Below are 3,177 nucleotides of genomic sequence, written 5' to 3'. Positions count from 1 at the left end.
CGTGATCGCGCTGCATCGGCGCGTGCCCGTGCGCAGGCTGGCCGCCGGGCTGGGGGCCCTGCTCGCGCTGGCGGCCGTGCCGGTCGTGGTCCTGCCGGACGTCCGGACCGAGGTGGCGCGCCGGTTCTGGGGGGTCGTGGACGCGTTCGGCCTGCCCATCGCGCACGAGCGGCCTCCGCCCGACCTGAGCCTGCCCGTGTGCGGGCCGCCCGAGGAAGCGCGCCAGGACGGCCGGCCCGGCAGCCCGTGCCGCAACCTGGAGCCCGAACGGGAGATTCGGGTCGTCTTCGCCCAGCAGGGCCTCGCGCTGCTGGGCCGGCGGCCGGTGCTCGGCTACGGCGCGGGCACGTTCGGCGGGATCGTCGCGCTGGAGCACGACGAGCGCTGGCACCGCCACCCGCGCTGGGGCCCGGAGGGCTTCGACATGCTGGGCTTCCACGGCAAGACGGTGGACTCGTTCTGGCTCCACCTGGTGGTCGAGCTGGGGCTGGTCGGGCTCGCATGCTACCTCGGCTGGCTGGCCCTGCTCGCGCGGCGCGTGCGCCCCGACCCGTGGGCGGGCTCGGTGATCGCGTTCGCCGTGGTGATCGCCGTGTTCGCCCCGGCGCTGGAGGGACCGCTGTTCCCCCCGCTCATGTTCGCGATTCTTGGCTTTTCCATGCTTAAGGGGCAGGATGAATTCTCATGAGCGGTGTTCCGGGAGTGGGCCTCGGCAAGGGTCTTGCCGTCACACTGAAGACCCTCGTGTCCCGCTCCACCACGCAGCAATATCCGGATGTGGAGCCGGAGCTGCCGCCCCGGTCGCGCGGGGTCATCGCGCTGCGCGAGGAGAACTGCACGGTGTGCATGCTGTGCTCGCGCGAGTGCCCGGATTGGTGCATCTACATCGACTCGCATAAGGAGGAGGTCGTCGTGCCGGGTGCGGCCCGCCCGCGCCAGCGCAACGTCCTCGACCGGTTCGACATCGACTTCTCGCTGTGCATGTACTGCGGGATCTGCATCGAGGTGTGCCCCTTCGACGCGCTGTTCTGGAGCCCCGAGTTCGAATACGCCGAATATGACATCCGCGACCTGATCCACGACAAGGACCGGCTCGGCACGTGGATGGAGACCGTGCCGCCGCCGCCGTCGCATGACCCCAACGGCGAGCCGTCCAAAGAGGAGACCAACGCGGCCAAAAAGGCAAGCGCGTCATGACCGTCTCCGACGTGTTGCTGACCGCGGTCGGCCTGGTCGCCGTGGGCGCGGCGCTGGCGGTCGTGATGACCGAGCATCTCGTGCGCGCCGGGCTCTGGCTGGTCGTCACGCTGGGCGCGATCGCGGTGGAGTTCCTGCTGCTGCGGGCCGAGTTCGCCGCGTGGGTGCAGGTGCTCATCTATGTGGGCGCGGTGGTCGTGCTGCTGCTGTTCGCGGTGATGCTTACCCGCGCGCCGATCGGGCCGAGCCCCGACCTGGATCGCCCGCTCGGCCCGGCCCTGCTGGTCGGAGCCGGGACCGGTCTGGGCCTGAGCACGCTGTTCGTGTGGGTCTTCGCCGACCGGCAGGTGGCCGTGCCCGAGACCGGCTCGGCGCAGCGTCTGGGCGAGGCCATCTTCGCCGACTGGGTGCTGCCGTTCGAGGTGCTTTCGGTGCTCCTGCTGGCCGCGCTCATCGGGGCCATCGTGCTGTCGAGACGGGAGGGTGCGTCGTGATCCGGCCGGTCATCCCGCTGCTGACCGCGGCGCTGCTGTTCGCCATCGGGACCTATGGCGTGCTGCGCCGGCGCAACGCGGTGCTTGTGCTGATGTCGGTCGAGCTCATGCTCAACGCCGTCAATCTGATCCTCGTCACCGGCGACACCGTGCGGCAGCAGCTGACCGGACAGGTGTTCACCCTGTTTGTCATCGTCATCGCGGCCGCGGAGGTCGGGGTGGGGCTCGCGCTCATCCTCCGGCTCTTCCGGCTCCGCGCAAACATCAACGTCGATGAGGTACCGCTCGATTGAAAATCTCCAAAGCGGGCGCCGAGGGTGCCCAGATCGCCTTGGCGCTGCTCGACGGCGCGGCCCAATGGCTGGTGGAGCTCGGGCGCACCGGGCAGTGGGGCACGGAGAAGCAGTCCACCCATCCCCGCCGGATCGCACAGGCGCGGGCCTGGGTCGAATCGGATGGTCTCTATCTGGCCTGGCTCGACGACGTGCCGGTCGGAGCGCTGGCGGTCGGCGAAGCACCCCAGCACATCCCGGTGGCCACGGAGCCGGAGCTGTACGTGAACTTCCTCGTGACCAGCCGTGCCCACGCCGGGCTCGGCATCGGCGGCGCCCTGCTCGACCACGCCGCGAGCCTCGCACGTGAGCGTGGTGTGGGACTGTTGCGAGTGGACTGTTACGCGGGCGATGACCGAGCCCTGGTCCGCTACTACGAGTCCCAGGGCTTCACGCCCACCGAACCGTTCACTGTGGACACTCCGCGCGGCCCGTGGCACGGGCAGGTGCTCAGCCGTCGAGTTTGACCGTCAGGCCGCCGCCCACGCTCAAGAACGAGCGCACGACGCCAAACGCGGCCAGTGCGGCGAAGGCAAGGCCGGCAAAGCCGTAGATGACATAGGCCAGGATCGACACCGCGCTGTCCACGCGGGCCAGGTGGGGCAGGCCGACGACGAACGAGAGCGCACCCAGGCCGATGATCGTCGCGTATTCGCCCAGCGCGACCGCCGCGATGACCTTCGCCTGGCCCAGCACCGGCTGCAGGTGCGCGGCGATGAGAACCGCCAAGATGGGGAAGCCGACCGTGACGAAGGTGGTGAAGTCGGCGCTGTGCGCGCGCTGCACGAAACCGCTGCCACGGAACGGCTCCAGCCAACGCGCGAGGGTGAAGAAGACGTCGATCGCCACGTAGCCGAGCAGGGCCCAGGCGAACAGGGGTCTGAGGGATGCCATGAGGCTACACCTTAGCCGCCCGGTATAGACCAACGTTCCATCCACATTCCACAGGACCGGCAAGCCTGATGACCCATCATGAGATCGAGCGTAGCGACGCCGCTGCTGGAGATCCGGTTTGACTCTGTTCAGGCGAAGCCGTGCTTGTTGCGCGGTTGTGGCCGGGCGCGAAGCGAGCCGGGCATAGCCGCTGCTGGAGATCCGGTTTTGACTCTGTTCAGGCGAAGCCGTGCTTGTTGCGCGGTTGTGGCCGGGCGCGA

General features: G+C 69.2%; 6 protein-coding genes. 5 read left to right on the top strand and 1 reads right to left on the bottom strand.

The genetic code is table 11. The annotated features are described in order from the left end of the window. From DM816_RS41185 to DM816_RS41165, 5 genes are all read left to right on the top strand, one after another. On the top strand, window positions 1–688 hold a 688-nt coding region (locus tag DM816_RS41185; RefSeq protein WP_211589082.1), incomplete at its 5' end, for an O-antigen ligase family protein. Beyond that, entirely contained in the window at window positions 685–1,197 is a 513-nt protein-coding gene (locus tag DM816_RS41180; RefSeq protein ID WP_117215852.1) for a NuoI/complex I 23 kDa subunit family protein, read from the top strand. The genes DM816_RS41185 and DM816_RS41180, both read left to right, overlap by 4 nt. Next, entirely contained in the window at window positions 1,194–1,691 is a 498-nt protein-coding gene (locus DM816_RS41175) for an NADH-quinone oxidoreductase subunit J family protein (protein ID WP_117215851.1), read from the top strand. Before DM816_RS41180 ends, DM816_RS41175 begins: the two co-directional genes overlap by 4 nt. Next, window positions 1,691–1,984: an NADH-quinone oxidoreductase subunit NuoK gene (gene nuoK / locus DM816_RS41170; RefSeq protein WP_117215854.1), complete on the top strand. Its 294-nt coding sequence runs from the start codon at window positions 1,691–1,693 to the stop codon at window positions 1,982–1,984. The genes DM816_RS41175 and nuoK overlap by 1 nt, the downstream gene beginning before the upstream one ends. After that, a complete protein-coding gene (locus DM816_RS41165) occupies window positions 1,981–2,490 on the top strand; it encodes a GNAT family N-acetyltransferase (RefSeq protein WP_117215850.1) in 510 nt (169 codons plus the stop codon). The genes nuoK and DM816_RS41165 overlap by 4 nt, the downstream gene beginning before the upstream one ends. Here the strand turns inward: DM816_RS41165 and DM816_RS41160 are convergent. After that, window positions 2,474–2,917, bottom strand: coding sequence for a hypothetical protein (locus DM816_RS41160; RefSeq protein ID WP_117215849.1), 444 nt, complete (start codon window positions 2,915–2,917; stop codon window positions 2,474–2,476). The genes DM816_RS41165 and DM816_RS41160 overlap by 17 nt on opposite strands. Between the last annotated feature and the right edge of the window lie 260 nt (window positions 2,918–3,177).

This window comes from Allorhizocola rhizosphaerae (assembly GCF_003426775.1).
In the GTDB taxonomy this organism is placed as follows: Bacteria; Actinomycetota; Actinomycetes; order Mycobacteriales; family Micromonosporaceae; genus Allorhizocola; species Allorhizocola rhizosphaerae.
The sequence above is the reverse complement of the archived record's forward strand: the minus strand, read 5'-3'. Positions and strand labels throughout refer to the sequence as shown.